The organism is Actinoplanes sp. NPDC051513, assembly GCF_044454685.1.
Lineage (GTDB): Bacteria > Actinomycetota > Actinomycetes > Mycobacteriales > Micromonosporaceae > Actinoplanes.
On record NZ_JBITDW010000034.1, the window covers coordinates 1 to 26843 of the forward strand.

The 26843-nt window shown below is 73.0% G+C and carries 24 protein-coding genes and 1 pseudogene; 14 read left to right on the plus strand and 11 right to left on the minus strand.

Annotated elements, in window-relative coordinates; translation table 11 throughout:
* The 3 genes and pseudogenes from ACIA5D_RS47100 to ACIA5D_RS47110 form a co-directional block, all read right to left on the minus strand.
* A partial coding sequence (locus ACIA5D_RS47100) for a hypothetical protein (protein ID WP_396037230.1) occupies positions 1 to 509 on the minus strand: 509 nt, incomplete at its 3' end.
* Positions 510 to 671: 162 nt separating this feature from the next.
* Positions 672 to 1013 (minus strand): annotated as a pseudogene (locus ACIA5D_RS47105) (dihydrofolate reductase family protein); the annotation flags it as partial.
* 273 nt (positions 1014 to 1286) lie between these two features.
* Positions 1287 to 2024, minus strand: a complete 738-nt coding sequence (locus ACIA5D_RS47110; protein ID WP_396037231.1) for a hypothetical protein — start codon at positions 2022 to 2024, stop codon at positions 1287 to 1289.
* A gap of 260 nt (positions 2025 to 2284) precedes the next feature.
* Between ACIA5D_RS47110 and rox the strand changes: the two genes are divergently transcribed.
* The 5 genes from rox (at position 2285) to ACIA5D_RS47135 (ending at position 7218) form a co-directional block, all read left to right on the plus strand.
* Positions 2285 to 3694: a rifampin monooxygenase gene (rox, locus tag ACIA5D_RS47115; RefSeq protein WP_396037324.1), complete on the plus strand. Its 1410-nt coding sequence runs from the start codon at positions 2285 to 2287 to the stop codon at positions 3692 to 3694.
* Between the two features lie 299 nt (positions 3695 to 3993).
* Positions 3994 to 4191, plus strand: a complete 198-nt coding sequence (locus ACIA5D_RS47120) for a hypothetical protein (protein WP_396037232.1) — start codon at positions 3994 to 3996, stop codon at positions 4189 to 4191.
* 154 nt (positions 4192 to 4345) lie between these two features.
* Positions 4346 to 6031 (plus strand): dynamin family protein, encoded by a 1686-nt coding sequence (locus ACIA5D_RS47125; protein ID WP_396037233.1) that lies wholly within the window; start codon positions 4346 to 4348, stop codon positions 6029 to 6031.
* 19 nt (positions 6032 to 6050) lie between these two features.
* Complete coding sequence (locus ACIA5D_RS47130; RefSeq protein ID WP_396037234.1) at positions 6051 to 6788, plus strand: MBL fold metallo-hydrolase; 738 nt, start codon at positions 6051 to 6053, stop codon at positions 6786 to 6788.
* Between the two features lie 4 nt (positions 6789 to 6792).
* Complete coding sequence (locus tag ACIA5D_RS47135) at positions 6793 to 7218, plus strand: PPOX class F420-dependent oxidoreductase (protein WP_396037235.1); 426 nt, start codon at positions 6793 to 6795, stop codon at positions 7216 to 7218.
* A 12-nt stretch (positions 7219 to 7230) separates the two neighbouring features.
* On the opposite strand, the gene ACIA5D_RS47140 is transcribed toward ACIA5D_RS47135, so the two are convergent.
* Positions 7231 to 8466: a sulfite oxidase gene (locus ACIA5D_RS47140; protein ID WP_396037236.1), complete on the minus strand. Its 1236-nt coding sequence runs from the start codon at positions 8464 to 8466 to the stop codon at positions 7231 to 7233.
* Between the two features lie 91 nt (positions 8467 to 8557).
* Between ACIA5D_RS47140 and ACIA5D_RS47145 the strand changes: the two genes are divergently transcribed.
* Together ACIA5D_RS47145 and ACIA5D_RS47150 are read left to right on the plus strand one after the other, a co-directional pair.
* The gene (locus ACIA5D_RS47145; protein WP_396037237.1) at positions 8558 to 9208 is read left to right on the plus strand and encodes a GNAT family N-acetyltransferase; all 651 of its coding nucleotides are present in this window, start codon (positions 8558 to 8560) and stop codon (positions 9206 to 9208) included.
* A gap of 2 nt (positions 9209 to 9210) precedes the next feature.
* Positions 9211 to 9354, plus strand: coding sequence for a hypothetical protein (locus tag ACIA5D_RS47150; RefSeq protein ID WP_396037238.1), 144 nt, complete (start codon positions 9211 to 9213; stop codon positions 9352 to 9354).
* Here ACIA5D_RS47150 and ACIA5D_RS47155 read toward each other — a convergent pair.
* Together ACIA5D_RS47155 and ACIA5D_RS47160 are read right to left on the minus strand one after the other, a co-directional pair.
* Positions 9351 to 10007 carry a response regulator transcription factor gene (locus tag ACIA5D_RS47155; RefSeq protein WP_396037239.1) on the minus strand — a complete coding sequence of 219 codons (657 nt, stop codon included), beginning with the start codon at positions 10005 to 10007 and terminating at the stop codon, positions 9351 to 9353. The genes ACIA5D_RS47150 and ACIA5D_RS47155 overlap by 4 nt on opposite strands.
* Positions 10004 to 11104 carry a sensor histidine kinase gene (locus tag ACIA5D_RS47160; RefSeq protein WP_396037240.1) on the minus strand — a complete coding sequence of 367 codons (1101 nt, stop codon included), beginning with the start codon at positions 11102 to 11104 and terminating at the stop codon, positions 10004 to 10006. Before ACIA5D_RS47160 ends, ACIA5D_RS47155 begins: the two co-directional genes overlap by 4 nt.
* An 87-nt stretch (positions 11105 to 11191) precedes the next feature.
* On the opposite strand from ACIA5D_RS47160, the gene ACIA5D_RS47165 reads away from it, so the two are divergent.
* The 3 genes from ACIA5D_RS47165 to ACIA5D_RS47175 are packed head-to-tail and all read left to right on the plus strand — an operon-like array spanning position 11192 to position 14102.
* Positions 11192 to 11911, plus strand: coding sequence for an ATP-binding cassette domain-containing protein (locus ACIA5D_RS47165; RefSeq protein WP_396037241.1), 720 nt, complete (start codon positions 11192 to 11194; stop codon positions 11909 to 11911).
* Positions 11908 to 13380 carry a DUF1349 domain-containing protein gene (locus ACIA5D_RS47170; RefSeq protein WP_396037242.1) on the plus strand — a complete coding sequence of 491 codons (1473 nt, stop codon included), beginning with the start codon at positions 11908 to 11910 and terminating at the stop codon, positions 13378 to 13380. Before ACIA5D_RS47165 ends, ACIA5D_RS47170 begins: the two co-directional genes overlap by 4 nt.
* A complete protein-coding gene (locus ACIA5D_RS47175) occupies positions 13377 to 14102 on the plus strand; it encodes an ABC transporter permease (RefSeq protein ID WP_396037243.1) in 726 nt (241 codons plus the stop codon). The genes ACIA5D_RS47170 and ACIA5D_RS47175 overlap by 4 nt, the downstream gene beginning before the upstream one ends.
* Positions 14103 to 14218: 116 nt before the next feature.
* On the opposite strand, the gene ACIA5D_RS47180 is transcribed toward ACIA5D_RS47175, so the two are convergent.
* Complete coding sequence (locus ACIA5D_RS47180) at positions 14219 to 14959, minus strand: DUF899 domain-containing protein (RefSeq protein ID WP_396037325.1); 741 nt, start codon at positions 14957 to 14959, stop codon at positions 14219 to 14221.
* A 48-nt stretch (positions 14960 to 15007) separates the two neighbouring features.
* On the opposite strand from ACIA5D_RS47180, the gene ACIA5D_RS47185 reads away from it, so the two are divergent.
* Complete coding sequence (locus ACIA5D_RS47185) at positions 15008 to 15826, plus strand: class I SAM-dependent methyltransferase (RefSeq protein WP_396037244.1); 819 nt, start codon at positions 15008 to 15010, stop codon at positions 15824 to 15826.
* A gap of 10 nt (positions 15827 to 15836) precedes the next feature.
* Here the strand turns inward: ACIA5D_RS47185 and ACIA5D_RS47190 are convergent, their stop codons facing one another.
* The 3 genes from ACIA5D_RS47190 to ACIA5D_RS47200 are packed head-to-tail and all read right to left on the minus strand — an operon-like array spanning position 15837 to position 17719.
* The gene (locus ACIA5D_RS47190; protein ID WP_396037245.1) at positions 15837 to 16703 is read right to left on the minus strand and encodes a hypothetical protein; all 867 of its coding nucleotides are present in this window, start codon (positions 16701 to 16703) and stop codon (positions 15837 to 15839) included.
* A 41-nt stretch (positions 16704 to 16744) separates the two neighbouring features.
* Positions 16745 to 17374, minus strand: a complete 630-nt coding sequence (locus tag ACIA5D_RS47195) for a formylglycine-generating enzyme family protein (RefSeq protein WP_396037246.1) — start codon at positions 17372 to 17374, stop codon at positions 16745 to 16747.
* A 45-nt stretch (positions 17375 to 17419) separates the two neighbouring features.
* Entirely contained in the window at positions 17420 to 17719 is a 300-nt protein-coding gene (locus tag ACIA5D_RS47200) for a MerR family DNA-binding transcriptional regulator (RefSeq protein WP_396037247.1), read from the minus strand.
* A 62-nt stretch (positions 17720 to 17781) separates the two neighbouring features.
* Here ACIA5D_RS47200 and ACIA5D_RS47205 point away from each other — a divergent pair, with 62 nt between their 5' ends.
* The 3 genes from ACIA5D_RS47205 (at position 17782) to ACIA5D_RS47215 (ending at position 25003) form a co-directional block, all read left to right on the plus strand.
* A complete protein-coding gene (locus tag ACIA5D_RS47205) occupies positions 17782 to 18804 on the plus strand; it encodes a 12-oxophytodienoate reductase (protein ID WP_396037248.1) in 1023 nt (340 codons plus the stop codon).
* A 76-nt stretch (positions 18805 to 18880) separates the two neighbouring features.
* On the plus strand, positions 18881 to 23542 hold the full coding sequence (locus ACIA5D_RS47210) for a DUF4011 domain-containing protein (RefSeq protein ID WP_396037249.1): 4662 nt from the start codon (positions 18881 to 18883) through the stop codon (positions 23540 to 23542).
* 63 nt (positions 23543 to 23605) lie between these two features.
* Entirely contained in the window at positions 23606 to 25003 is a 1398-nt protein-coding gene (locus ACIA5D_RS47215) for a WD40 repeat domain-containing protein (RefSeq protein WP_396037250.1), read from the plus strand.
* Between the two features lie 291 nt (positions 25004 to 25294).
* Here the strand turns inward: ACIA5D_RS47215 and ACIA5D_RS47220 are convergent, their stop codons facing one another.
* Positions 25295 to 26830, minus strand: coding sequence for a serine/threonine-protein kinase (locus ACIA5D_RS47220; RefSeq protein WP_396037251.1), 1536 nt, complete (start codon positions 26828 to 26830; stop codon positions 25295 to 25297).
* Between the last annotated feature and the right edge of the window lie 13 nt (positions 26831 to 26843).

The following is a 26843-nucleotide window of genomic DNA, read 5'->3' on the forward strand; positions in this document are numbered from 1 at the left end:
TCGAAGGCGCCGCCGTCCACGGCTGGCGGCAAGCCCTCGGCGCCCTCGCCCTGCACTACCCAGACCGCATCGGCCCCTACATCAACTGACCAATACTTACGATCATTTACACAAAAATCTTGACAAGCTCGCACCACCCGCTGCGCTGGCGAGCCGAGGCCCTGGCCGGTGCGGGCAGGAGCGGGCGGCGCCACCGGCACCACCGGCACCACCGGCACCACCGGCACCACCGGCACCACCGGCACCACCGGCACCACCGGCACCACCGGCACCACCGGGCGCCCAGCTGTGCCGGCGCGGTCCAACCAGAGCCGACGCTCGGCCGCCGTCAAGGGTGAACCGTCGTCACCGCCGTGCAGCCGGCGCAGCTTACGAGCGTGCCGCTCGACAAGCCCCCACGCGCGCTGCCGGGCATGCACGCGACGGAACTCTTCACGCGCCGGCGAATAACGACGCGCCCGCGTCGGATCACGCATTTCTGCCAACTGGGACCTGGTGAAGAACTCCATCTGTCGCACCCCAGAATTATCCCACCCCAACGAATCCGGCGGTAAGCCCAGAACCCTCTTCGAGCATGCCAATTCTCACCCCCGAATAGCCGCCGTCAACAATGGTGATATCCGGCTCTTCGCAGTTCGCAGTGGACTTCTTCGGGTACCCGCTCAGATCGGTCAACGGCGCACCCGATAGCGCAGGTGAAGCACCCGGTTGCCCTGAATCACCACGTCAGGATCCGCCAACAGGTGCTGCGCGTCGACCGACCCGAAGTAGCGCTTGCCGGACCCGAACACGACGGACACGACGTCCATGCGCACCTCGTCGACCAGGCCCGCGGCAAGCACCTGGCCACCGACCTCGCCGGCGGCGACCTCGACCATGCGGTCACCCGCAAGCTCCTGCGCCTTGGCCACGGCTGCCTCGACGCCGTCGACGAAGTGAAACGGCGCCTCGGGGTCCCAGCCCTCGGGCTCCGGCCGGTGCGTCACGACGACCACGTGGTCGACCCCGCCCGGATGTAAGAAATCAATCGGCCGGCAGCGACCAGCCGTCCAATACGTTGCCGGATGCTCGCGCAGGAACCGCCGCCGGACTTCGGCGTACCGGGTCGGTGTGAGCCCGGTGAACGCCCGGAACTCGTGGCCGCTTTGGCGTGACGCCGATGAGCTCCTTGAACCGCTGTGCCAGATGAGTGCTGCTGACACCGGCAGCCACCCCCCAGGTCGCCGATCGCCACCGCCCCGCCGGCATCGCGCGCCGGGATGGTCCAGCCGCGCTGCCGCCAGCATCTAGAAACCGATCACGGTCAGCCACTCCTCGCCGCGGGGGGCGTAGCGGTGGAGGGCGCGCATGCCGTAGATCGCCGGGGCGACGTGGGCGGCGCCGTAGACGACGCCGACGGTGATCGGGTCGTGCCGGTGCTCGCGGTGGATGCGGTCCAGTTCGCTGATCAGCAGCCGATCCCGTTGTTCGCCCAGCAGGGACATCAGCTCGCCCATCGAGTCGACGTCCGCGAGCTGGTCGTGCCAGTCGGTGTCGCTCAGCTCCATGCCGGCGGCCAGCGCCCGGCGCGAGCCGAACGCCAGCCGGTCGAAGCCGACCAGAGGGGAGGCCACGGTGGCGACGGCGCGTTGCCACCACGGCACCGCCCGCCAGCCCGTCGCGAACTGCCGGGCGGTCATGTCGGGGTAGCGCACAGGCACGCCCAACGCGGCCAACGGGATGTCCTGCTCGACCAGACCGGAGCGCCGGAACCAGGCCGGTAGCTGGTAGCTGGCGGTCAGCACCGACATCGCCGGCGAGCGTCCCGCCTTGGCGGCGGACCCGCCGGACGCGTCGTCCGGCCGGCCCACACCTTCGGCCACGACGAGGTCGCAGCGGCGCAGCCGGTCGGTCACCGTGGCGTAGAAGGCCGGCTCACCGACATGGACCATCGGGAAGAAGCGGAACCGCAGCGGCGTGCCCCGGGCGGTCAGCTCGAGCACGGCGGAGCGGACTCCCACCACGCTCACCTCGACGATCTGCATGCCCCCACAGTGCGGCAACGCTTCAAGCCCGCCGGGGCGCCGACTGGACGGGATGCCATCCGGGCTTGTAGCTTGCAGTTGATCGTGATACCGCCCGAGGAGGTGAGACCCATGAACGTTGTATCGAAATGGGTGCTCCCCCTTGCCGTCACGGTCGGGCGATTGACGTAGGTGTCGCCGGGAGCGCCTCGCCGACCAGGCACTCCCGAAAGGCTGCACCCATGCATTCCCAGTCCTCCGGCGCCGAGCGCGCGCCCCTCATGTTCGACGTGATCATTGCCGGGTGCGGGCCGACCGGCGCGATGCTGGCCGCCGAGCTGCGGCTGCACGATGTGCGGGTACTCGTCCTGGAGAAGGACACCGAGCCCGCGTCGTTCGTCCGCATCGTCAGTCTGCACATCCGCAGTCTCGAGCTGATGGCCATGCGCGGGCTGCTGGAGCGCATTCTCGAACACGGAAGACGGCGTCCGGCCGGCGCCTACTTCGCCGCCATCGACAAACCCGCGCCCGCGGGCCTGGATTCCCCGTACGCCTATCTGCTGGGCATCCCGCAGCCGGTCGTCGTCCGCCTGCTCGCGGAGCGTGCGATCGAACTGGGGGCGCAGGTCCGGCACGGTTGTGCGGTGGCCGGTCTCGAGCAGGACGACGAGGGCGTGACCGTCGAGCTGGCCGGCGGCGAACGGCTGCGCTCGCGCTATCTCGTCGGCTGTGACGGCGGGCGCAGCACGGTGCGCAAACTGCTCGGCGTCGGCTTCCCCGGCGAGCCGTCGCGGACCGAGACGCTGATGGGCGAGATGGAAGTGGGTGTGCCGCCGGAGGAGATCGCCGCCAAGGTGACCGACAAGCGGCTCAGCCTCCGGCCCGCGGGCGCCGGGGTCTATCGCGTCGTGGTCCCCGCCGCGGGAGTCAGCGACCGCGCGGAACCGCCCACCCTCGAGGATTTCCGGCAGCAGTTGCGCGCCATCGCCGGAACCGATTTCGGCGTGCACTCCCCGCGCTGGCTGTCCCGCTTCGGCGATGCCACCCGGCTGGCCGAGAGGTACCGGGTCGGGCGGGTGCTGCTGGCCGGCGATGCGGCGCACATCCACCCGCCCACCGGCGGTCAGGGCCTCAACCTGGGCGTTCAGGACGCCGTCAACCTCGGCTGGAAACTGGCCGCACAGGTCCGCGGCTGGGCGCCGGACACACTGCTGGACACCTACCAGGCCGAGCGTCATCCGGTCGCCGAGGACGTGCTGGACAACACCCGCGCCCAGATGGAGCTGTCGTCCACCGAACCGGGCCCGCAGGCCGTGCGGAGGCTGCTCACCGCGCTGATGGACTTCGACGAGGTGAACCGCTATCTGATCGAGAAGATCTCCGCGATCGGCATCCGGTACGACTTCGGCGCCGGCCCCGATCTGCTCGGCCGCCGCCTGCCCGACATCGACGTGCGGCAGGGCCACCTCTACGGCCTGCTGCACCGGGGCCGCGGCCTGCTGCTGGACCGCACCGAACGCCTGACCGCCGGCGGCTGGTCGGACCGGGTCGACCACCTCGCGGATCCCACTGCGGCGCTGGAAGTTCCGGGCCTCCTGCTGCGCCCCGACGGCCACGTCGCCTGGATCGGCAACGATCAGCAGGACCTGGACGACCACCTCTCCCGCTGGTTCGGCAAGCCCGCCGACTAATTTCGCCTGAGCACCGGGGCCGGGTCTGCGCGGGGCTTCGCTCACCCTTTCCGTACGTGGGGAGAACTGAGCCGTCGTTCTGGGCGAACCCGGGCCGCCGCCCAAGGGCAGCGGCCGCGGTCGGCTGCGCGCGGGAACGCTCCCACCTTCGGGTGGCCGGGGTCTGCTGACTATTCGACGAGGGAACCCGCCGGGTCGGAAACGGATCGTCGGCCGAGTGGATGTTGCGGGCCGGGTCCACCATGGAAAGCTCCTGCTAGTGGGTTACGCGTTCCTCGACCGTTTCTTCACCCGGGCGCATGGCTGACCGCCGTTCCTCGAACAGCGGCCCGGCCATCGCCGGGGCGGCGGAGACGACCGGCCTCGGCGCGGTGCTCTGGGCGGTCACGCCCTCGCCCGACGCCCGGCCGGCCGCCGCCGTCACGCCCGCCGCCGTGCCGCGGCGGGCCGCGAAGATCCGGCCGTGGCGGTGGCGGCCGGCGTATCCCCCGGAGTAGAGCTGACGAGCAAGGCCGTGCCCGGTGTGACGACGCCGGGCCGGCACGAGGTGGAAGGCCGGGTGGTGGTCGTGACCAGTCCGCACTCCCGGCCGCCGCGGGCCCGTCTCCCCGAACCACCGGTTTCCCCCGCCGCATCCCCCGGAGCCGCCGCGTGACCGATCCGCACACCGGGCTCGCCGACCTCATCGACCTCGTCCGGGCCGAGGCCCTCAAGCTCGGCCGCGACGACCTCGCCGCCTTCCTGCCCGCTCCGCCCGGCGCGCGGGAAGCGCCGCGCCGGCCGCGGATCGTGGTGGCCGGCGGGCCGGGCCGCGGCAAGTCGCGGCTGATCAACAGCCTGATCGGGCGGCCGGGGCTGAGCCCGGTCGGTAGCCGGCCGACGACCGGCGGGTGGGTCGAGTTCCGCTACGGGCCCGACGACTCGGCCGTCGCCCTCATCGCGGACCCTCGCGATCCGGGGACGCCGCGCCGGATGCCGATCCCTTTGACCGCGCTGCACGCGTACGCGAAATTGGATGAAGTCGAAGCCCCGGTGCTGGGTGTCGAGGTGCGGCTGGACGCGCCCATCCTCCGCGACCTGATCCTGGTCGACACGCCGGGGGTGGGCGGGCCGAACGCCGCCCTGCGCCACACCGACGGGCTGCTGTTCGTCAGCGATGCCTCCGAGCCGGTCACCGAGCGCGAGATGGCGTTCCTGGCCGTGGCCGCTCAGCGGCTCGACACCATCGTCGTGGCCGTCAACAAGAGCGACGCCGTCGGCCACGAGCGCGCGCTCGCCGAGACCCGCCGCCGGCTCGCCGGGCACCCCGACCTGGCCCGTCTGCCGGTCGTCGGGATCTCGGCGCGCCTCGCCGAGCAGGCCGGCCGGCCGGACACCCCGCATCCCGTCGCGATCCGGCTCACCGAGCTGGCCGGCACCCGGCAGCTGATCGACCTCATCACGTACGAGGCGACGGCCGGCGTGCGCCGGCGGCGCGCCACCAACCAGGCGCACGCCACCGCGGCCGTGGCCCGCGAGCTGCTCGCCCACCTCGACCGGCTGACCGGCCCGGCCGATCGGCTCGACGCCGACATCGCCACCGTCACCACGCTGCTCGACGGCGGCGGGCTGCTCGGCGCCCGTTTCGAGGAGGCCCGCCAGACGGCCACGCAGCGGTTCACCGCCCGCGCCGACGAGCTCGGCGAGCGCCACCGCGAGGCCGCCGAGAGCGGGCCCGGCGTCGATCTGGACGCGCTGCCGCCGCGGCTGGTCATCGGTCTCGCGGCGGCCGGCGTGGCCGCGCTGGACGAGACGGAGGTCCGCATTCTCGAGGCGCTGCGCGACAGCCTCCGCGACGACGTGCTGCTGCCGCCGGCGGCCGAGCTCGAACTGCGGCTGCGGGCCGGCGATGCGGCCGCGCCGCGCCGGACCGCCGAGGAGTCCGAGACCGTCGCGCGCGGCCGCGACCTGCTGCCCACGCTGACCGGGCTGCTCACCGGCTCGGCGATGGTGCTGACGCTGATCACCGGCTCGGCGGTGGTCGGCGCCGACCTCGCGCTGGCCGCCTGCGCCGGCTGGTGGCGGCTGCGCGGCGACGCCGGACCGCAGCGCCGCATCCGCCTGGCCACCTGGGCGGAGGCCGCGGTCGCCGAGGCCAAGCGGGCCTTCGAGGGCGAGTTGCGCGAGCGCGCGGGTCTGGCCCGGCAGTACGTGGCGGAGGCGCTTCCCCGCATTCTGGAGGCGCGCCTCGAGCGGCTGCGGGGAATGCGTGCCGCTCGCGCTCCGGCCGACGCGGAGGTGTCGCGCGAGACGCTCGCCCGGGTTCTCGACGAACTGTCCCGCCGGAGCGTGGCGTAGCCGGGCATAATCGATCGCCATGAAGCTAACCCGCCGGCGGTTGCTGTTCACGACCGCGCCCGGCGTTCTCGGCATCGCCGTCCTTGATGGATGCTCCACGTCGTCGCCGCCCGGCAAGCCGTCGCCGGCCGCGCCCGAGTCGCCCGTCCCCGCGGCGAGCGGCGCCGTGGCCGGCGACTGGCGGCGGGTCGCCATGTCATCGGTCTCGGCCTACCTGCTGGTGCGCGGCGGCGAGGTCGCGATCGTCGACCTCGGCAACCCCGGCTCGTCCGGCGCGATCGAGGAGGGCCTGAAGGCCGCCGGCGCCGGCTGGGGCTCGGTGAAGCACATCGTCCTCACCCACCTCCACCAAGATCATGTGGGCGGCCTCGACAGCGTGGCCCCGCACGTCAACGCGGCGGCCATCTACGCGGGCGAGGGCGACCTGGCGTCGATCATCTCGCCGAAGCCGCTGAAGCCGCTCAAGGAGGGCGACGAGGTCTTCGGCATGCAGATCGTCGAGACCCCCGGCCACACCCTCGGGCACATCTCGGTCTTCGAGCCGGCCACCGGCATCCTCGTGGCGGGCGACGCGCTGCGAACGAATGCCGGGCTGGCCGTGTCCGATCCGCAATACACGGCCGACGAGACACAGGCCAATGCTTCCGTACGGAAATTGGCGGCGCTCGACGTGAAGGCGATCCTCTGCGGACACGGCGAGCCGCTGGTGTCCGGCGCCGGCACGGCCTTGAAGGATCTCGCCGCGACGCTACAGTGACCCGGTGAGCAAGCCGCTGCCGAAGGAACTGCGCGACCTGGTCGAGTCCGGGCCCCTGGCCCATTTGAGCACGGTCAACCCCGACGGAAGCCCTCAGGTGAGCGTCATCTGGATCGGCCTCGACGGCGACGAGGTGGTCAGCGGCCACCTGACCTGGAACAAGAAGCTGAGCAACATCGGCCGCGACCCGCGGGTGGTGCTGTCGTTCGAGGCCCCGCGCGACCCGTCGGTGTTCCTGAACGAGCACGCGGTGCTGCGCGCCCACGCGACGATCGTCCCGACCGACCAGGCGTGGGACCTGCTGAACCGCCTCATCAAGGTCTACATGGCGCCCGGCAAGGAGTTCCCCGCGCCGCGGACGTCGGGCTACATCGTGCGCTACGAGATCGAGCGCATCGGCGGCGTCGGCCCCTGGACCCGCCGGGCCTGATGCCGGCCCCGATCAGGGCGCGACTGCCGTGACGGGGTGGCGGACCACGGCGTCGAACAGGTAGCCGAGGGTGTTGTGGCGGGTGACGTCCGGTTGCGTGTGCCCGTGGACGTCGGTGGCGCGGGCGAGCAGCTCGTGGTTGCCGACGGCAGGCCGCCAATCCAGCTCCCAGCGCTGCCAGGCCCCCGCCGTCGGCCCGGCCGGACGGGCCCGGCGCCACCGCCGCCCGCCGTCGGTGCTGACGTCGACGTGCCGGATCGGGCCGCCGGCCGACCAGGAGCGGCCGGTCAGCCGCACGGTGCGCCCGGCCGTGACTGTTGCCCCGAAGTCGAGCTCGAAGGCGCTCTTGACGACCTGTTTGTCGAACGGCTGCCCGTCCTGCGGGTAGTCCGGCCCGAAGAGCCGGTAGAACTGGGTGTTCCACGGCGAGAACAGCGGCTCGTCGGACACCTCGATCCGGCCGGCCCACTTGATCGAGGACACCCCGATCCAGTGCGGCACGATCACGCGTACGGGGTGGCCGTGATCGGCGAGCAGGGGTTCGCCGTTCATCTCGTAGGCCAGCAGCACGTCGTGCAGCGCCTTGCCGACCGGCATCGGACGGCGGACCGGGCCGAGGTCGACACCGCCGGTCACGTAGTTCGGGTCGAGGCCGGACGGCATCACGTCGACGGCCCGGGCGGACAGCCCGGCCCGCCGCAGGACCGTGGACAGCCGCACGCCCCGCCAGCGAGCCACGCCGACCGCGCCGAGGCGCCAGGCCGTGCCGGTGACCGCCTGGGCCTGCTGGGTGGTGAAGAAGCTGCGCCCGTTGCCCGCGCACTCGACGGTGGCGATCGCCGTCTCGCTCGGCAGCCGGCGCAGCTCGGCGAGGCTCAGCTGGATCGGCCCGCCGCGCAGGCCGGCGCCGTCCACGGTCAGCCGCCACGTGTCGGCGTCGATCAGCGGCGTGCTGGTGTGGTCCCGCACGAAGAAGCGGTCGACCGGCACCAGATAGCCCTGGTCGCGCATGGCCGGCCAGCGCATCTCGGCGTTCGAGCCGAACACCGCGAACAACTCGGGCGGCAGCGGCTTGACGATCGGACTGCCCGCGTCCGCGGACGCCGCACCCGCGTCGAGCAGAGCACCGGCCGAAGCGGCGGCGGTCAAGGCCAGGAAGGCCCGCCGGGAGAACCCTCTCGCCTCGCCGGCCCGCCACTGGCGCAGCCGTAGGGCGTCGTACGCGGCCTCGTCACCGATCCCTGTCATCCATTAAGCCTATCGATGCGATAGGCCATAGAGAAGTAGTGGGACGAGGCGGTTCTCAGTCGCCCGGTGCGGGCTCTGATCTACTGGGCGGGTGAGGGATCTGATCGTTCGCTGGCAGCGGGGCTGGGGCGTGGCCCGCGGGCTCCCCGCCGCCGACGACCTCGGCAACGGGCTGCGGGTGCGCAGCCTCCAGCCCGGCCGCGACGTCGAGTACATCGCCTACCACGCCGGCGACCTCGACCGGCTGGCCGGGCAGGTCCGCGCCGAGCGCGACGTCACCTGGCTGACCGTGCCGACCACCGAGCCGGCCCGGACGGCCGGGGCCCTGGAGGCGGCCGGCCTGATCCTGCTCAAGCGGGCCGAGCAGCTCATGACCATCGAGCTTCCCGACCACCCGGACGGCGCCCTCACCGGGCCCTACGGGCTCGAGGTCGGCGCCGACCGGGGCGTGGTCACGGCGACGGTGCGGCACGAGTCGGGCCAGGTGGCCGCGAAGGGCACGATGGGGCTCAGCGAGGAGGACGCGGTCGCCGACCGGATCGAGACCATGCCGGCGCATCGGCGGCGAGGGCTGGCCCGCGTGGTCATGGGGGCCCTCGCCCGCACGGCGGCCGGGCAGGGGGCCGAGCACGGGATTCTCATCGCCAGCCAGGACGGGCAGCGGCTCTACGCCACCCTGGGGTGGCGGACTGTGGCCGAAGTGCTGATAGCGACCACACCGGGCAACTCCTACCCTTCGTGAGCATGAGCAGGGCTCTGAGCTGTCGCCTGGGCTGGCACAAGTGGGTGGGCCGCTCCACCGAGGACGGCGGGCGCTTCCGGCAGTGCTCCCGCTGCGACAAGGTGGACGATCGCTCCAAGCTGCCGCCCGGCGCCGCGGGCATCTAGGCGATGCGGTAACCGACACCCGGCGTGGTCGTGATGACCGGCGGGTCCCCCAGCTTGCGCCGGAGGCGGCCGATCGTCACCGTGACCGTGTTGGTGAACGGGTCGGCGTTCTCGTCCCACACCTGCTCGAGGAGGGCCTCGCTGCTCAGGTACGCCGGCGCGGCTCGCATCAGCGCCTCCAGCACGGCGAGCTCTTTGACCGACAGCGAGAGCGGGACGCCGTCGCGGGACGCCGTCCGGGTTATCGGGTCGAGCTCGAGACCGGCCAGCCGCAGCGTCCGGGCGCGGGCGGCGGGCTGGCGGCGGGCCAGCGCCCGTACGCGCAGGATCAGCTCGGGGAAGTGGAACGGCTTGGCCAGGTAGTCGTCGGCGCCCAGGGTCAGCCCGCGCACCCGGTCGTCCGCGGAGCCGGCGGCGGTCAGCATCAGCACCATCGAGCGGTCGTCCCGCGAGGTGATCATCTGGCAGAGCGTGTCGCCGTGCAGGCCGGGCAGGTCGCGGTCGAGAACGACGACGTCGTACGCATTGACGTCGAGCTTCGAGGCCGCGGTGAGCCCGTCGTACGCGATGTCGACGGCCATGCCCTGATCTCGCAGGCCCTCGGCGACGACGTCGGCGAGCGCCCGCGCGTCCTCGACGACCAGCACCCTCATGCCGGCACCGCCACGGCCAGCGGCAGCACGACCGTCACGAGCAGGCCACCGGCGGGCCGCGCCCGCAAGCGCAGACTCCCGCCGTGGGCGGCGGCCACCGCGGCGACGATCGACAGCCCGAGGCCGTTGCCCGATCCGGTGCGCTCCGCGCCCAGCCGGTGGAACGGGCGGCCCAGCTGCGCAACCTGAGCGGGGTCGAGCACCGGGCCGGTCGACTCGACCACCAGGGCCGCGGACGAACCGGAAGCGGTGACCGAGACCCGCACCCAGCCACCCGCCACGTTGTGCCGGAACGCATTGTCGATCACGTTGCCGACCAGACGGGCGAGCAGCACCGGGTTCCCCCGCGTCGCCACATCCGCGGGCAGATCCTCGTACACAGCAAGGTCTTGCTCTTGCGACCGGAGGGCGCCGGCCGCCAGAGCGGTGAGCGAGACCGCCTCGCGATCGTCGAACGCCCCGTGTTGCGCGCGGGCGAGCAGCAGGAAGCCCTCGAGCAGCCGGTCGACCTCGTCGAGCGAGCTCCGGATGCGGTCGGCGAGCACGGCCGTCTCGGCGGGCACCGGTCCCGGCTTGGCCATCGCCACGTCCACCGAGGCGCGCATGGTGGCCAGGGGGGTCCGCAGCTCGTGGGAGGCGTCCGCCACGAAGCGCCGCTGCGCCGCGAACGACTCCTCCAGGCGGGCGAGCAGCTCGTCGATCGTGTCGGCGAGGTCTTTCACCTCGTCGGCCGGGCCCCGCACCGCCAGCCGCTGGTGCAGATTGTCGGCCGAGATGCGCCGGGTGGCCTGGGTGAGAACGCGCAAGGGGCGCAGCACGCGGCCGGCGAGGAAGCGCCCGAGCAGCAGCGACAGCAGCACCGACACGACCAGCCCGGTGATCAGGCCGACCAGCAGCTGGCGGGAGTGCGCCGCGTCGGCGTCGGCGAGCTGCCGCTGGAGGCGGGCGATCTGTTCCGCGGCCGGCGCCGGAGCGGTCCCGGACCGCGCCTGCGTGGTGCTGCGCACGCTCAGGCCGCCCACGATCGCGAGCAGCCCGACGCCGGAGACAAGAACCATCGCCCCGTAGAGGAGCGTGTAACGCAGCCGCACACCCATCGGCCAAGCATGCCCGGCCCCACCTAACAGAAGGGTGACAACCGGCGTTCCGCCGGCGTTACCCGCGCCTGCGTAGAACTGCCGGGCATGGAAGCAATCATCGAAGTCAGCGAATTGCGCAAGCGGTTCGGCCCGAGCGTGGCGCTGGACGGCATGACGTTCACGGCCGGGCCGGGCCTGGTCACCGCGTTCGTCGGGCCGAACGGCGCCGGCAAGTCGACCACCATGCGGGTGATCCTCGGCCTCGACCGGCCGGACGCGGGGACCGCGCTGGTCGGCGGCCGCCGCTACACCACCCTCGAACGGCCATTGACCTGTCTGGGCGCGCTCATCGACCCGGGCGCGCTCCAGCCGGGGCGCTCCGGCCGCAACCATCTGCTCTGGATGGCCCACTCGCAAGGGCTCGGCGCGCGGCGGGTCGACGAGGTGCTCGAGCTGACCGGTATGCGGCCGGTGGCCCGGCGGCAGGCGGGTGGCTATTCACTTGGCATGCGGCAGCGGCTCGGGATCGCGGCCGCGCTCCTGGGGGATCCGCCGATGCTGATGCTGGACGAGCCGTTCAACGGGCTCGACCCGGAGGGGTTCGTGTGGATGCGCGGGCTGCTGCGGTCGCTCGCCGACGAGGGCCGGGCCGTGCTGGTGTCGAGCCACCTGATGAGCGAGCTGCAGGACATCGCCGGGCACGTCGTGGTGGTCGGCGCCGGCAAGGTCGTCCGGTCGGCGCCGACCACTGATCTCACCGAGCGCTACGGCTCGCTGGAGGCGGCGTATCTCGAGCTCACGCGGGGCCTGGGGGTGCTGTCGTGATCCGCGCCGAGCTCACCAAGCTGCGTAGCGTGCGGGCCTGGGTGGCCGGGATCGCGATGGCGTTCGTGGCGATCGTCGGGCTGGGCGCGCTCGGCGCGGCGGGCATCCAGATCGACTGCCCGGACGGTCCCTGCCCGAAGCCGCCGACCGGTCCGGGCGGGGAGGCGGTCCGGGACAATTTCTCGTACGTGCATCAGCGGCTCGACGGCGACGGGGAGCTGACCGCCCATGTCGCCTCGTTCACCGGGATCATCACCTATCCCCCGCCGAACCACGACACGATCGTCGACGGCCTGGTCCCCTGGGCCAAGGCCGGGATCATGGTGAAGGACGGCACGAAGGAGGGCGCCGCCTACGCCGCGGTGATGCTGACCGGCTCGCACGGCGTGCGCATGCAGCACGCGTTCACCGAGGACAAGGCGGGCCCGGCTCAGGCGGCGTGGCTCCGGCTCACCCGCAAGGGCGACACCGTCATCGGGTACGCCTCGGCGGACGGCGCGACCTGGCAGCAGGTGGGCACCGCCGATCTCGGGGACCTTCCGGACGCCGTACAGATCGGGTTGTTCGTGGCATCGCCGAGTGACGTGACCGCCAAGGCCAACGCGCACGGCGGCTCGATCGTGCAGGCGCGATTCACGCAGGCCACCGCGGCCTTCGACCGGGTCGACCGCACCGGCGCGTGGACCTTCACCGACGTGGGCGACGACGGCATGCAGACCGATTGGGAGAAGAACAACCAACCGGCCGGCTTCACCCAGGACGACGGCCGGCTCACCGTCTCGGGCAGCGGCGACATCGCACCCGCCGCCAACGAGGCCGGTCCCACGCTCACCTTCACCCTCACCGGCATGATCGGCGCGCTCATCGCGGTCATCATCGTGGGCGTCCTGTTCATCACCGGGGAGTACCGGCGCGGCCTGATCCGCACCACCTTCGCGGCGATGCCCGCGCGCGGCCGCCTCCTGACCGCCAAGGCGATCGTCATCGGCGGTGTCACGTTCGTCGTCGGCCTGGCCGCCGCCGCGATCGCCCTGCCCCTCGGGCGGTATCTCGTGGAGAGCAACGACGGCTTCCTGCTGCCGGCCGGCGTCGGCACGCAGATCCGGGTCGTCGTGGGGGCGGGCGTGCTGCTTTCGCTGGCGGCGATTCTCGCGTACGGGATGGGCGCCGCCCTGCGCCGCGGCGTGCTCGCCGTGACCGCCGCGATCGTGCTGATCGTCCTGCCCTACCTGCTGGCCACCACGTCGATCCTGCCCGCCGGCGTCGCGGTGTGGCTGCTGCGGCTGACCCCGGCGGCGGGATTCGCGTTCCAGCAGGTCCTGCCCGCCTATCACCAGGTGCAGCTGCCCTACAGCCCGTCCGACGGGTACTTCCCCCTGGCGCCGTGGGCGGGACTGGGCGTCGTCGCGGTGTGGGCCCTGGCCTTCCTGGGACTGGCCGTGCTGCGGGCCCGGAGGGCGGACGCATGATGCCGGCCCTGCGCGCCGAATGGACGAAGCTGCGCACGGTGCCCGACGCCGCCGTCGCCGTGCCGCTGATCGCCCTGCTCACCACGGGGGTCTCGGTCGCCGCCGCCACCGCTTCGAGCCCCGACGTCGTGCGGTCCAGCCTGCTGGGTGTGCAGGTGGGTCAGGCGGCGGTGGCGGTCTGGGCCGTGCACATGCTGGCCGGCGAGTACGGCAACGGGCTGATCCGGGCCACGTTCACGGCGCTCCCCCGCCGGCTCGAGGTGCTGCTGGCCAAGGCGGTGCTGCTGCTGGCCGGGGTGCTGGCGGCGTGCGTGCCCGCGATCGTCGTGTCGGTGCTCTTCGCCCGCGGGCACGCCGACGGCTATCCCGGCGTCGGCTCCGGGGTGGTGCTGCGGGCGGCCGGCGGCTCGGTACTCTACCTGTGCCTGATCACGCTGCTCGCCCTGGGCGTGGCCGCCGCGGTCCGCAGCGCCGTGGCCGCGTCCGGCCTCGTCCTGGGCCTGCTGTACCTGAGCCCGGCGGTGCAGAACATGTTCCGCGACCCGGACTGGCAGCGCTGGATCTACCGGCTGTCCCCGTCCACCGCCGGCAGCACGATCCAGTCCACCGTCGACCTGGCGGGACTGCCGATCGGGCCGTGGGCCGGGCTCGGGGTGGCCGCGGCCTGGGCGTTCGGCCTCCTCGGGATCGGGGCTCTCGTCCTGCGGGCGCGCGACGTGTAGCCCGCCGGCCTCATCCTGCCCGGCCTCATCCCGCCCGGCTTCATCCCGCCCGGCCTCATCCCGCCCGGGGCGTTGCCTGCGCCATCACGGCCGGGTGGGATGAGGCGAGGCCGGAGTCAGGTGAAGTCGGGGACGGCCGGCTTGCCGCCGCGGCCCTTGGGCAGCTCCCACTCCTCCTGCCGGCCGAGCGCGGTCATGTCGAGGATGCCGTAGGCGCCGCCCATCTGTTCGGTGCCCCTCGCGAAGGTCGAATACGTGTGGAAGACGTCGTCGCCCACCCGCAGGAAGCAGCTCATGCCCGGCTGCTCCATCGGCTGGTCGCCGGTCTTGAGCAGCCAGTCGAAGCCCGCCGCCCGCAGCTCGTCCGGGCCGCGGTAGTTGAACTGCACCGGCGCCACCGACTCGTCGATGGTCACGTGGAAGTCGTAGTTGAAGTCCGACTGGTACGACGAGTGCAGCGGAATCGTCCAGCCGCGCTTGGCCCGGTACTTCTCCAGCTTCGCGATCGGGGCGCGGGCGACCACGGCGTACACGGTGCCGCGGGCCCGCAGGTGCCGCAGCAGCCCGTCGGAGAGCTCGTCGACGTTGGCGCTGCAGCTGCCGCAGCCGTCCTCCCAGTCCGGGTGGAACATGAAATGCTGCACGACCAGCTGATCCTGGCCGTCGAAGAGGTCGATCAGGGTTTTCTCCCCATCCGGCCCTTCGAAGAAGTAGTCCTTGTCCACGCGCACCATCGGCAGCTCCCGCCGCCGGGTGTTCAGCGCGTCCTTGGCCCGCACCGCCTCCTTCTCGCTGACCAGCAGCTCCCGGCGGGCGGCCTCCCACTCGTCGCGCGACACGATTTTCGGCAAACTCAGCTCAGTCATGCACGTACAGACCGCCGCCGACCCGGAAAGTCATCGCCCGTGAGTTATCTGCTCGACAACCAGCAGGCGGAGGCCGGCGACCGCTTCGCCGCGCTGGCCACCCTGTTCAACCCGTCGACGTTCCGCCACATCGAGGCGCTCGGCATCGGCCCGGACTGGCGCTGCTGGGAGGTCGGCGCCGGCGGCCCCAGCCTCCCCGCCTGGCTCGCCTCGCAGGCCGGCTACGTGCTGGCCACCGACATCGACGTGTCGTGGCTGCCCGCGACGTCTTCCGAGGTCCGGTCGTCCGAGGTCCGGTCGTCCGCGGTCCGGTCTTTCGAGGTCCGCCGGCACGACGTCGGCGCCGAGCCTCCGCCGGCGCGCGACTTCGACCTGATCCATGCGCGCCTGGTCCTGGTGCACGTCCCCCAGCGCGAGGCCGCCCTGGCCGCGATGGTCGACGCCCTGCGCCCCGGCGGCTGGCTGCTGCTGGAGGAGGCCGACCCGGCGCTGCAACCGCTGGTGTGCCCCGACGAGCCCGGCCCCGAGCAGCGCCTGGCCAACAAACTCAAGCGCGATTTCCGTACGCTGATGGCCCAGCGCGGCGCCGACCTGGCCTACGGCCGCACCCTGCCACGGATCATGCGGAATGCAGGACTGCTCAACGTCGAGGCCGACGCCTACTTCCCGATGACCGGCCCCGCCTGCACCATGCTCGAGCAGGCCACGATCGCCCAGATCCGCGACCGCCTGGTCGCCGCCAGCCTCGCGACCGACACCGAGATCGACGAGCACCTGGCCAACCTCGTCTCGACCCCGCTCGACCTGGCCACCTCCCCGATGATCTCGGCGTGGGGCCGCAAGCCCGCCACGTCCTGACACCGACGCGTCAGGACCGTTGCTTGCCCGCGGCCGCCCACGACCGCAGCATCGTCATCTCCGCGGAGCGGGTGTCCAGCGACCGCGTCCGGTGGTGACCCTCGAGCTGGATCCACATGCCGAGGAAGTGCTGGATCAGCTGGCCGCGCGGGTCGGAGATCACGAGCTCGCACATCGTGCGGGGCTCACGCTCGTTCTCGTCGGTCTCGCGCAGCTCCTGCAGCTGCAGGATCAGCACGTTGCGGTCGATGATGAGGAACTTGTACGGGAAGCTGGTGGGCGTCACCCGCAGCGACACGTCCCGGCCCGCGGAATGCATCTCGCACATCTTCACGCAGTGGCCGGCGAACGTGTTCTCCGAGTGGGCCTCGCCGGCCTCGTCGAACGGCGCGTCGGTGTCGGGGACCTGCAGGTAGCGCCGGTAGCGGATCCCGGCCTTCTCCACCCGGTCGAGGATGGCGTCGAGGTGCCAGGCCATCACGTTCGACTGCATGGCCATGTCGGGGCGGACGCCGCTCTCGGTCACCCGATCGAGGACGAGGATCTCGCGTTGGGCGTCCTGGAACGCGCGCACCACGAGGTCGTCGCCGGGGGTGCGGTACTGGTTGACGTCCTTGAGCATCTGGCAGCGGACGGTGATGTCCATGACCTTGAACAGGTCCTCGACTGACCGCTGCGTGCTGCGCGACATCGCCACGACGGCCGCCGACAAGCCGATGACCGTGAGGCAGAGCAGGCCGATGACCATCTCGGTGAGCCGGCGCGGGCCGGTGATCTGGTTCTGCACGACGGCGCCGAGAATCGCGCCGGCGAAGGCGCTCGCCAGCGTGAGCACGACCAGCGACGTCTGTCCTGTCTTCTTTCCCGGTAGCGCCATGCCCTCCCCCAACCCAGCCGATCGTCCGCCAGGGTAGGGGATCAGGAGATCGCCCCGGATACACCCGAGCGGGCGAGGCGGAATCCGACGTCCTCGATCCGCAGGCTCGGGTGGCTGCGCCGCCGTACCCCGGCCCGGCAACTCCAGTGCTCGTCGAACCACCCGCCGCCGCGCAGCACGCGATAGCTGCCGTACACGTCGGGGTCGTAGATGTCCCAGCACCAGTCCCAGGCGTTGCCGAGCATGTCGTGCAGTCCCCAGGCATTGGCGCGCTTGCCGCCCACCGGGTGCACCTGCTCGCCGGAGTTGCCGCGGTACCAGGCGATCTCGTCGAGGTCGCCGTAGCGCGGACCGGTGGTGCCGGCCCGGCAGGCGTGCTCCCATTCGGCCTCGGTGGGCAGCCGGTAGCCATCGGCGCCCGGATCCCAGGTCACGGATTCCGCCACGGTGTAGGCCGGTGCGAGACCGTCCGCGACCGAGAGGCGATTGCAGAACGAAACCGCGTCCGTCCAGGACACTCCGGTGGCGGGCAGCGGCGAATCGCCCGCGCCGGTGAAGAGGGCCTCGGTCACCGGAAAGACGCCCAGCGAGAACGACGAGACCGCGACTTCCCAGGACTGCGACGTGCGGCGGTCGGCGAGGGTGACCCGGCCGGCCGGGATCGTGACCATTGGGTTCACTGGACGCGGTACTGCTCGACGAGCCCGGCCAGGATCTCACGCGTACGGGCGAGGTTGTCGATCTGCGTCTCCACCCGCGAAAGTTCCGTACGCAACCGGCCGGCCAGCCATGGCGTGCGCAGCGACTCGTCGCTGATGCAGGGCAGGACGTCGTTGATGGTCGCGCTGTTCAGCCCGGCCGCCAGCAGCGACTGGATCAGCGAGACCCGCTCGACCGTCCGGGTACACCCGCTGGCCGCCGGGCGTGCGGGTGCTGGTGAGCAGCCCCTGCTCCTCGTAGTAGCGCAGCGACCGCGTGCTCGCCCCGGTCGCCGCGGACAGGTCGCCGATCCGCATGGATGTCTCCCGCGCCACAAATCCTTGAACTTCACATCCGTGTGAGGTTCTACCTTAGCCGCATGACCGCTTTCCTGGACGCCCTGCCCGCGCCGGCCACCCTCGCCGGCCTGTCGTTGAGCAGCCGTTTCGTCATGGCGCCGATGACCCGCAAACGTTCGCCGGGCGGCGTGCCGACCGCCGAGGTTGCCGCCTACTACCGCCGCCGTGCCGAGGGCGGCGTCGGCCTGATCATCACCGAGGGCGCGCTGGTCGGTCACCCCAGCGCGAGCCACGAGACCGACGTGCCGCGGATGACGCCGGGCGCCGCCGAGGCCGGGTGGCGAAACGTCACGCACGAGGTTCACCGGGCGAGCGGCCGGATCGCCGCGCAGCTCTGGCATCTGGGCAGCGAGCGCGGCGCCGGCGCCTGGACCGCGTCGACGATGCGCGGCGCCGACTTCGAAGAAATTCTTGACGCGTACGCCGGAAGCGCGCGTACCGCCGTACGCGCCGGCTTCGACGCCGTCGAGATCCATGCGGCACACGGATACCTCCTCGACGAGTTCCTGTGGCCGCGCACCAACCGGCGGACCGACCGGTACGGCGGCGACGTCCGCCGGCGCGCGGCATACCCGGCCGAGGTCATCCGCGCGGTCAAGGCCGAGCTCCCGGCGAGCACCCCGCTGATCGTGCGGTTCTCGCAGTTCAAGGAGCGCGACTACGCGGCGCGCATCGCCGAGACCCCGGGCGAGCTCGCCACGATCCTGGAAAGTTTCGCCGAGGCCGGCGCCGACGTGCTGCACGCCTCGCAGCGCCGCTTCTGGGAGCCGGTGTTCGCGGGCCACCACGAGAACCTCGCCGGCTGGGCCAAGCGGATCACCGGCCTGCCCGCGATCACGGTCGGGTCGGTCGGCCTGACCCGCGCCTTCCTGACCTCGCCCGAGCTGGACGACCTGCTCAAGCGGCGGGCCAACGACGAGTTCGACCTGGTCGCGCTGGGCCGCACTCTGCTCGCCAACCCCGGCTGGGTCCGGCTGGCCGCCGAGGGCCGGATCGAGGAGATCCGCGACTACCGCAAGGCCGACGAGGACATCCTCTTCTGACGCGCGTTGTCCCGAAAAGCACGAAAGTCCAGCGGATAGGCCCCGTCGTTGATGAAATCGGGCTATGACGCCCGAAATGCCCACCGAGGAAGTGCGGGCCGCGCTGCGCGCCTGGCGGGACGGCCTGGTCAACCTCGACGCCGGCAACCGCCTGATCGGCTTCCGCCGGTCGCAGACGGGCACGGTCGACATCGCCGGGCCGCCGCCGCAGGTCATCGTGGGCGCGCTGCGGGCGGGCGGCGAGCACGGCTTCACCGGGGAGGGCGAGTTCTTCCGTACGGCGATGGCGGCGCAGCCGCTCGGAACCGTGCTGCGCCGGCTGATGCGAAAGGCCCGCCAGGACTTTCTCGACCGGGGCGTGGACGCGTTGCACCTGGCGATCGGCATGCTCCAGTGGCGTGACGAGGACGGTACGGCCTTCGCGAGCCCGCTGCTGCTGGTGCCCGTGGAGCTGACCGCGGCGGGACCGGCCGGCCTGCCGAAACTGCGCGGGCGCGACGACGACCCGGTGGTCAACCCGGCGCTCACACTGCGGCTGCGGCTGCTCGGCGTGGAGCTGCCCGCCGTGGAGTCGCTGGCCGATCTGGACGTGCCGGAGTTCATGACCCGGGTGCGCGCGGCGATCAGCGGGCGGGAGGGCTGGCGCGCCGAGGAGACCGTGCTGCTGTCCACGTTCAGCTTCCACAAGGAGGCGATGTACCGGGATCTGCACGAGAACGAGGAGCGCATCCTCGCCCACCCGCTGGTCCGGGCGCTGGCCGCCCGCGATGGTGAGCCGGCCTTCGAGCCGATCGCCGCCGACGACGCCGACCGGGCCGCGCCGCCGGAGGACGTGCCGCTGGTGCTGGACGCCGACGCCTCCCAGCGGGCATGCGTCGCCGCCGCGTCGGCCGGGCACAGTTTCGTGCTCGACGGGCCGCCCGGGACCGGGAAGTCACAGACGATCGCCAACATGATCGGCTGCCTGCTGCACGCCGGCAAGCGGGTCCTGTTCGTCTCGGAGAAGGCCGCGGCGCTCGAGGTGGTGCGCAACCGGCTCGCCTCGGCCGGCCTCGGCGACCACCTGCTCGAGCTGCACAGCCACAAGGCGACCCGCAAGGAGGTGGCCCGCGGTCTCGCCACGGCCCTCGACGAGCCGCCAGGCGCGCCGCCGGCCCGGGAGCCCAGCGGCGACGCCCGCGACGCGCGAGAGAAACTTTCCGCGTACGCCGCCGCGATGAACGAGACGCGCGAGCCGCTGGGCGCGAGCCTGCACGAGATCCTCGGCCGCTGCGCCCGGCTCGCCGACGTCCCGGCCGCGCCCGCGCCCGAGCCGGTCACCCTCACTCCCGAGGCGCTGCGGCAGGTGGCCGACGCCGCCGACCAGCTCGCCCGGTCGTGGCGGCCCGCCGCGCTGGGCGAACAGTTCGCCTGGCGGGAGGTGACCGAGCACGACCCGCTCGACAGCCGCCTCGACCGGGCCGAGCACGCGCTGCGCGAGCTCTCCGGCACGGCCGGCCGCAACGCCACCCTGGCCGCCGGGTTCGGCCTGGCCAGGCCCTCGGGCGCGGCGTCGCTGGCGGCGCTGGCCGAACACGCCGCGCAGCGGCCGGACGGGGTCGCCGACCAGTGGCTGACCGCCTCCAGCCTGCGGCCCGTGCGGCGGGCCGCCGCCGAGCGCGGGCGCCGGCTGGCCGGGCTGCGGCAGGCCCGCGAGGCAGTACGCGCCGCCGCCGGGGTGGAGTGGGACGACCTTCCCCAGGACCTTCCCGAGGTGCGGACGCCGAGCCTGCGGCCGGCCGCCGTGGACCCCGGCCCGCTGACCGCCGAGGCTGCCGCCGGGCTGGCCCGCCGCTTCGACGACGACGCGACGCTGCTCGAGGACCGGATGCGCGACGTCGCCCGGCTCACCTCGGCGCTGGCCCTGCCCGCGGCCGTCACGTTCGCCGACGTGTCCCGGGTGGTGGCGATCGTCGAGCTCGGCGGGCGCGCCAACCGGCCCGAGCCGCACTGGTTCGGCGCGGGCGCGCTCGCCCAGGCCACCACGGCGGCGGCCGCGCTGCGCCGGGGCGTGGAGGCGCTGGCCGCGGCCGGTGGGCAGGCTCGCCGCTACTTCCACGAGGCGATCCTCGACCAGCCCGTCGAGCAGCTCGCCGACCGGCTCACCCGGGTGCACCGGGGGCTGCGCAAGCTGTTCGGCGCGTACCGCCGCGATTACGAGGCCGTCGCCTCGTTCGCCCTGCCGTCGGTGTCGCCCTCGGAGGCGGTCGCGCACCTCGGCCTGGCCGTCGCCTGGCGGGCCGCCCGCCGCGACCTGCTCGCGCTCGAGCGCGCGCACGGCCCCGCCCTCGGCCGCTACTGGCGCGGCGCGAGCAGCGACCTCACCGCGCTCGCCGACGCCCTGCAGGCCGCGAACGACCTGCTGCGCTGGACCCCGCCGCAGGCCGTGCCGGCGGTCATCGACCACGTCTGCGCGCCCTGCCCCGACGACGGGCCGCTGCGCGCGGCCGCCGGGGTGCAGGCGGCCATGGCCCGGTGGCAGGCGGCGTTGCGCCCCGCGCCCGAGCCGGCCGCCCGGCCCGAGCTCGCCCAGGGCGCGGTGCGCGACGCGATCGGCTGGCTGCGGGCCAACGCCGGGCCGTTGACGGCCTCGGCCCGGTACGTGTCGGCGCACGACGAGGCGACCGGGAAGACGCTCGACCTCGCCGGGGCGCGGCGGCTCGCCTCCCTGCGCCAGGCGGTCGCCGAGGCGCTCCGGGAGATGCCGGCGGCGGACACGGAGGTGGACGAGCGGGCCGAGGCGGCGGCGATCGACTGGGCCGAGCGGGCGCGGGAGCTGGCCGGGCGGGCCCTGACCTCCGCCCAGGCGGGGGCGCTGGCCGGATGCCGGCCGTCGCCGGGCCTCGCCGCCAAGGCGGCCGCGTGGGCGGCCGCCCGGGACGCGATCGTCGCGGCTTTCGGGCCCGGGCGGCGCTCTTCGCTCGAGGCCGCGCTGGACGACTACGAGCAGGGGCCGGCCCTGCTGCGGGCGCTGCGCGAGGACTCCAGCGGGCAGGAGGAATGGTTCAGCCACGTCGCGGCGCGGGAGGTGCTCTCCGGGTTCGGGCTCGACGCGGCCGTCGCGTTCTGCGCCGACACCCAGGTGCGGCCGCAGATGCTGCGGGCGGTGCTCGAGCGGGCGCTGCTGCGGGCCTGGGCCGACGACGTGCTGCACCGGGACCGGCGGCTGCACCCGCTGCGGGCCGAGGAGCGCAACCACCTGGTCGACGAGTTCCGCCGGCGCGACGAGGAGCTGATCGCCTCCGCCCCGGCGCGCATCGCCGCGGCGCTGCACGCGCGCCGCGCCGACGCCGTGCCGACCGACGAAGCCGCGCTGCTGCGACGGGAGGGGATGAAGGAGACGAGGCATCTCGCCGTACGCGAACTGATCGGACGCTGCCGCACCGCCGTCCTCGCGATGAAGCCCTGTTTCCTGATGTCACCGCTCGCGGTGAGTCAGTATCTCCCGGCCGACATCGGCTTCGATGTCGTGATCTTCGACGAGGCCTCGCAGGTCACGCCGGCCGACGCGATCAACTGCATCTACCGGGGCCGGGCGCTGATCGCGGCCGGTGACGACAAGCAGCTGCCGCCGACCTCGTTCTTCGAGACGGCCGCCGACGGCGGCACCGATGTCAGCGACTTCCAGTCGATCCTGGAGCTCGCCAAGGCGTGCGGCACGTTCCCGAGCCTCGGCCTGGCCTGGCACTACCGCAGCCGGCACGAGGCGCTGATCGCCTTCGCCAACCAGGCCTTCTACCAGGGGCGGCTGATCACCTTCCCGGCCCCCGCCGACCGGGTGGACACCGGGGTGCACCTCATCCCGGCCGGCGGGATCTACCGGCGTGGCAGCACCCGGGACAACCCGGTCGAGGCGGGGATCGTCGCCGAGCGGGTGATCGCCGGCCTCACCGAGCGGCCCGACCTGTCGCTGGGCGTGGTCACGTTCTCGGTCGCGCAGGCCGAGGCGATCGAGTACGCGCTGTCGGAGGCGGTCGCGCACCACCCGGGGCTCGACCGGCTGCTCGACGGCGACCGCCTGCACGGGTTCTTCGTGAAGAGCCTCGAGGCGGTGCAGGGCGACGAGCGCGACGTCATGATCTTCTCGATCGGGTACGGGCACGACGAGCACGGGCGGATGAGCGCGAACTTCGGGGCGCTGAGCCGGCCCAACGGGTGGCGGCGGCTCAACGTGGCGATCACCCGGGCCCGGCAGCGGGTGGAGATCGTCTCGTCGATCCGCTCCCACGACATCCCCGATAGCGGCAACGAGAGCGTCCGGCACCTGGCGGCGTACCTCTCGTTCTGCGAGAGCGGCGGCGCCACCGCCGACCCCGCCGGCCGGACGCCTCTCGGACCGCTCGAGGAGTCGGTGCGAGCCACCGTCGAGTCGTGGGGTTACCAGGTCCGCACCAGGATCGGGTCGGGCGGGTATCGCATCGACCTCGGCGTGGTGCGCGACGACGGCTCGTTCGTGCTGGGCATCGAATGCGACGGGGCGATGTACCACGGCTGCCCGGTGGCCCGCGACCGCGACCGGCTGCGCGCCGCCGTCCTGCGCGACCTCGGCTGGAACCTCTACCGCGTCTGGGGCGCCGCCTGGTACCGCGACCGGGCTGAGGAGGAGGCCCGCCTACGCGCGGCGATCGAGCGGGCGGCTCTGCCCGGCCGGGGCCCGACCCGCCGCCCCGATCTGCTTCAGCTGCTCCCGGTCTCGTGACGGTTATCCGACACCCTTGACATTTTGATCTTCGAGCCGCCTGTATTGACTCACGCTCCGTCGATGTCCAGCATGGTTCGGGTGACGGTCGGGAACGGGCCGGCGCATGCCGCGCCGATCAGCTGTGTCGCCCTCCGTGCCGACGGAGGGCGGCTGGCCAGTGGTTCCCATGACCGCAGCGTCTTCGTCTGGGACACTGGCGATCCTTCGCGCCCGGTGAAGGTGACCGAGTTCGGTCATCACGCTGCGGTGTTGTCGGTGGCCTTCAACCCGGCCGCGGCCGACCTGCTCGCCACCGGCTCCGCCGACGGGACGGCCGCCGTGTGGCGCGTGGTCGACGACCGGCCGCCGTCGCAGATGAAGGTCCTCGCCGGGCACCCCGGGCCGGTCACCTCGGTGGCCTGGATGCCCGACGGGCAACATCTGATCTGCCAGATCTCGTCGTCGCGGGCCGCCGTGTGGAACGCCTTCGGCGAGACCTACCTGGGTGAGCTCGAAGATTGCGTACGGCTGACCGTGAGCCCGCACGGGCTGGTGGCGACCGTGGGGTCGGACGGGCTCGTCGCGGTGCGCGACCTGTGGCGCGACCCCGGGCGCATCACGTACCTGCCCGGGGCGGCCGTCGAGGACTGCGCGTGGTCGCCGGACGGGATGATCCTCGCGCTCGCCGGCGACGACGGGGCGATCGAGCTGCTCGACCCCGGCCTGCTGCCAATACGGTCGGTGCGCCTCGGCGACGCGCCGCTGCGCGGGATCACCTGGTCGGCCGACGGCGGGGCGCTGATCGCGGGCACGTACGACCCCGCGCTGGTCGCGCTGGACACCGCCGGCCGGCCGCAGTGGCGGCGCACCGAGGCCCGGCTCTGGCCGCGCTCGATCGCGGCGGCGGGTTCGCTGGTCGCGGCGGCGACGTTCGGTGGCCGGCCGTACCTGGTCGACCTGGCCACCGGTGGCGGCGTGCCCGAAACCCCGGTGGCCGAGCCGTCGGCAAGGTTCCGGGCCGGGGTGCTGGCGGCGACCGGGCGGATCCTGACGGCCGGGAACGCCGGCGACCGGCATCCGCTGTGGGAGCACGACACCCGGGTCACGGCGGTCGCGGCGCTGGCCGACCGGGTGGTGGTGTCGGCGGCGCACCGGGCGGTGCGGGTGATGCTGGTGGCGGACGGGCCCGACCTGGCGATCGAGCGCGGCATCACGCTGCACGCGCCCGAGCCGGTGAAGGCGGTCGCGGTGCTCGGGGCGGTGGACGCTCCGGTCGTGGTGGCAGCGTCGTACGACTTCCGGCTCTACTCGTGGACGCTCGACTGGTCCGGGATTCCGGCGGGGCCGCGGCTGATCGGCGAGTTCGGGTACGGCATCGCGGCGCTCACCCGCCTCGACGACCACCGCCTGACCGCAACCGATCACCACGGCGAGCTGGTGATCCTGGCCCTCGGCGCGGACGGCGCCCTCTCGGCCTGAGCCACACCACCCTCACGACACGCCGCCGACTCCTTCGTCGCCCACCGCGACCTCGACCTCGTCCGCGAGATCAACCGCCCGAACCTTTCTCAAGGCCGCGACACGGGTGGCTTCGCAGCAGGCCGTTCCTAAGCAGTCGAGGTCACGTACCTGGGATTTCCCCTACAGGGTCACCGCAGCCGATCGCCCGGGAGGTTATTTTCCGGTCAGAGCAAAGGCGACGCCGAGCGCGGCCCGACGGCAGGGCGACCCGGGCGGGAACGAACGGCCTGACTTCGATGGAGGCCCTGGTCAGAAAGCGGCGGTCTTCGTCTCGCCGTCGGTGGAACCGGCCAGGCAGTGCAGGAGGGTGACCGTGCTGCCGGAGGCCTGGATCGGCCAGGCGGACCGGCGCCAGGCGCTGGTCACCTTCGGGGCGCGGCTGCGGGAGGCCATCAGCTTGGCGGTGCAGGCCTTGGCGACCACCGCGTTGTCGATCAGCTCGTCGGCGCGCACCTCGGCGGCCCCGGGCGGGAAGGCGATCGCGGCGAAGGTCTCCCAGTAGTGGTCCTCGGTGCAGGGGACCCGCTCGGGCGGCTCGGCGTTGCCGCCGATCGCGGTGAGGCCGCCCCAGCACATCGGCTCGGACGGGCAGAAGCCCTGGCCGCAGGCGGTGAAACCGGCCGGGATCGCCGCCTTCGCCGGTGCGGTCGGGCCGGCGGCCGCCACCGTCGGGTCACCCTGATGGCCGCCGTTCTCGGTGCCGCGGTGGCTCTGGGTGAGGAACCAGGCGGTGGTCGCCGCGATCAGGACGGCGGCCACCCAGGCGACGGTGATGACCTTCCGGCGGGGATGCGGCGTGCCACCGGGCCGGCTGGCCGGCGCGCTCGACGGGGATGCGCTCGACGGGGGCGCGCTCGACGGGGATGCGCTCGACGGGGGCGCGCTCGACGGGGGCGCGCTCGACGGGGATGCGCTCGGCCGGGCCGGCGCGCGACCGGAATCGGCCGGGCGCGGGGACGTATCGGCCGGGCGGGCGCCGGTGGCGTTCCGGGCCGCGCCGGCCAGGGCGGCCGCGGACGGCCAGCGGTGGGCGGGGTCGGTGGCCAGGGCGCGCTCCACGACCATCAGGACCTGCGCGGGCAGGGTGATGCCGATGGTGCGCGGCGCGGACTGCAGGCGCTGGAGCGCCACCGCGTACGGATTGTCGCCGACGAACGGGCGCTCCCCGGCCAGGCATTCGTAGGCGGTCAGCCCCAGCGAGTAGACGTCGCTGCGCGGCGTGGCCGCCTGGCCCATCACCTGCTCGGGCGAGAGGTAGCTCGGGGTGCCGAGGATGGCGCCGGAGGCCGTCAGCCGGCTGGCGTCCTCGTGCCGCGCGATGCCGAAATCGGTGATGACCACCGAGCCGTCGCGGCGGATCAGCAGGTTGGCCGGCTTGATGTCGCGATGGACGATGCCCTGGTCGTGGACGGCCTGCAGGCCCTCGGCCGCCTGCGCGATCAGCCGCATCGTCTCGGGCGCGCCCAGCCGGCCGGCGCGGGCGAGGCGCTGGGCGAGCGACTCGCCGTCCACCAGCTCCATCACCAGGTAGGCGACGCCCTGGACGCTGCCGTAGTCGTGGATCGACGCCACGGCCGGATGGTTGACCCGGGCCATCGACTTCGCCTCGGCCAGGAACCGCCGCGCGAAGTCGGGATCGTCGGCCACCGACGGCAGCATCGCCTTGACGGCCACCGGCCGCCCCAGCAGCTCGTCGACCGCCCGCCACACCTCACCCATGCCGCCCGCGCCGAGCCGGTCCTCGAGGCGGTACCGGTCGCCCAGCCTCACCCCGGCGTGCAGCATGCCCCAGCTCCCG

Bases quoted from the DNA above. Each gene is read 5' to 3' on its own strand.
- ACIA5D_RS47110 (WP_396037231.1), bottom strand. From the start codon at position 2,024: ATGCAGATCGTCGAGGTGAGCGTGGTGGGAGTCCGCTCCGCCGTGCTC.
- rox (WP_396037324.1), top strand. From the start codon at position 2,285: ATGTTCGACGTGATCATTGCCGGGTGCGGGCCGACCGGCGCGATGCTG.
- ACIA5D_RS47120 (WP_396037232.1), top strand. From the start codon at position 3,994: ATGGCTGACCGCCGTTCCTCGAACAGCGGCCCGGCCATCGCCGGGGCG.
- ACIA5D_RS47130 (WP_396037234.1), top strand. From the start codon at position 6,051: ATGAAGCTAACCCGCCGGCGGTTGCTGTTCACGACCGCGCCCGGCGTT.
- ACIA5D_RS47140 (WP_396037236.1), bottom strand. From the start codon at position 8,466: ATGACAGGGATCGGTGACGAGGCCGCGTACGACGCCCTACGGCTGCGC.
- ACIA5D_RS47150 (WP_396037238.1), top strand. From the start codon at position 9,211: ATGAGCAGGGCTCTGAGCTGTCGCCTGGGCTGGCACAAGTGGGTGGGC.
- ACIA5D_RS47155 (WP_396037239.1), bottom strand. From the start codon at position 10,007: ATGAGGGTGCTGGTCGTCGAGGACGCGCGGGCGCTCGCCGACGTCGTC.
- ACIA5D_RS47160 (WP_396037240.1), bottom strand. From the start codon at position 11,104: ATGGGTGTGCGGCTGCGTTACACGCTCCTCTACGGGGCGATGGTTCTT.
- ACIA5D_RS47165 (WP_396037241.1), top strand. From the start codon at position 11,192: ATGGAAGCAATCATCGAAGTCAGCGAATTGCGCAAGCGGTTCGGCCCG.
- ACIA5D_RS47175 (WP_396037243.1), top strand. From the start codon at position 13,377: ATGATGCCGGCCCTGCGCGCCGAATGGACGAAGCTGCGCACGGTGCCC.
- ACIA5D_RS47190 (WP_396037245.1), bottom strand. From the start codon at position 16,703: ATGGCGCTACCGGGAAAGAAGACAGGACAGACGTCGCTGGTCGTGCTC.
- ACIA5D_RS47195 (WP_396037246.1), bottom strand. From the start codon at position 17,374: ATGGTCACGATCCCGGCCGGCCGGGTCACCCTCGCCGACCGCCGCACG.
- ACIA5D_RS47200 (WP_396037247.1), bottom strand. From the start codon at position 17,719: ATGCGGATCGGCGACCTGTCCGCGGCGACCGGGGCGAGCACGCGGTCG.
- ACIA5D_RS47205 (WP_396037248.1), top strand. From the start codon at position 17,782: ATGACCGCTTTCCTGGACGCCCTGCCCGCGCCGGCCACCCTCGCCGGC.
- ACIA5D_RS47210 (WP_396037249.1), top strand. From the start codon at position 18,881: ATGCCCACCGAGGAAGTGCGGGCCGCGCTGCGCGCCTGGCGGGACGGC.
- ACIA5D_RS47215 (WP_396037250.1), top strand. From the start codon at position 23,606: ATGTCCAGCATGGTTCGGGTGACGGTCGGGAACGGGCCGGCGCATGCC.
- ACIA5D_RS47220 (WP_396037251.1), bottom strand. From the start codon at position 26,830: ATGCTGCACGCCGGGGTGAGGCTGGGCGACCGGTACCGCCTCGAGGAC.